The organism is Microcoleus sp. OTE_8_concoct_300, from assembly GCF_031383065.1.
In the GTDB taxonomy this organism is placed as follows: domain Bacteria; phylum Cyanobacteriota; class Cyanobacteriia; order Cyanobacteriales; family Microcoleaceae; genus Microcoleus.
Genome location: NZ_JANMZH010000435.1, coordinates 1 through 1,517, shown reverse-complemented (window position 1 = coordinate 1,517; position 1,517 = coordinate 1). Strand labels below are relative to the sequence as shown.

Annotated in this window: 1 pseudogene; it reads right to left on the bottom strand. The window is 39.7% G+C overall.

From position 1 onward, the window contains the following. Positions 1 to 341: 341 nt before the first annotated feature. Positions 342 to 1,422 (bottom strand): annotated as a pseudogene (locus ACUVJL_RS19975) (ISKra4 family transposase). Positions 1,423 to 1,517: the final 95 nt, after the last annotated feature.

The window sequence follows — 1,517 nt, the reverse complement described above, 5'->3', positions numbered from 1 at the left end:
AAACTCTTCTAACTCAGCCAGCTTTTCTTTTAGTTCCTGGTTTTCATCACTTGACATCTCTTTACCTCTAAGAATGTGACTTTTACTTTCAGTCTATCACCCTTGCTTAAATTGTACAACTCATTTAGACGTGCTATAGATCCACCAATATCAGATGAATATGAGCATTGTGGATTGATTATCCGTTTGCGATGTTTCCACATTGATGGAGATGAATGCGCTTTGCGAACAATGGATCTGGTATGTCTACGACGGTATGTATCGGTTTCTTGATCAAGGCATGACCTACGACTCCGCGGGAGCATAACAGTTATGCAATCAGTATAAATACTGATGATAATTTAAGCTGCTGCTTTGAGATTGACACCAATCATTCCATTTAAGTAAGCTACTCGATGAGCCAAGACTTGCGGGACATTTTGCTCATTCCATTGTGCACCAGAAATTTTTATGCGACGACCAATCTGTTTGATTGCTGATTCCACGGCACCCGAACCAATTGAACAAATCTTATTTGACTGATAATAGTGGTAATTAACGATGCGTGCAGGCGTGTTTATTGAGATATACGCAGAAATTCTGTGCGGCTTTTTTTGTCAGATTTGCAAAAAGTTGTTTCGCTTTCTCCACCTGTCCCATCCATAAATAAGCTTCGGCCTCATTGATTCTGCGTTGTGAACCGCCAACCTTATTCAGATTTTCGATCAGATGATACCAGTCAAGGATTTCTCGGCGTTGTCCATTGGGGGCAACTAACCCAATAATATTCCAAATTCCATCATGTCCATCTCCCAGACAGGTAACAATCTTAGCAATGGGTTGACTGTTCACCCAATCAATCAGCCCAATATTATCTTGATAACCTGCGAGCAATCCGATGTTGGTGTGAATTGCTTTATAGTCTTTGTAGATACATTCTAGACAAGAGTGCAGTTCTTAATCTAATTTTTCCTCCATCTACAGATAATTCTTCAATTAGTTCTGTGACTATCGGCAACTGAAACTCTTGCCGATGGACTAATCTCTGCTGCGACATGGCATTGGTTTGGACACCAGTGATGTATTCTAAATCTAATGCCGTTTGCTCGTATGACATATTGGCACTCAATCTCAGACAACATTGTTCCAAATGTGGACTGATTCTTGTGCAGGGCTTAACTCCGAGTATTTTAGCTTGTTTTTCACTGATTTTTAGTATCCCTAATGTACTGGTAAGTTTTCTGGTTCTGCCGGAAGTTGTTCCTGTTGATTGCTTAAAAAAAAAGCGGCAATTTCGGGACTGACATATTGCTGAAGCTGTGTCTGAATAGTTTTTTCTATACTTTCGAGCGTCAACTGTTGTTCAGATTCAGCTTCTGTATATAAAATCTCAGCAATTGCTCTGGTATATTCTTGCAGCTTTCTTTGTTTCTCTGGATTCATAATTTTGCGATAGTGGTAAACATATTTAATTATGGACTAATGAGGGGTAGGGTATGTCTGAGTATTTGTACTCATCGCATAAGTGTTATGCTCCC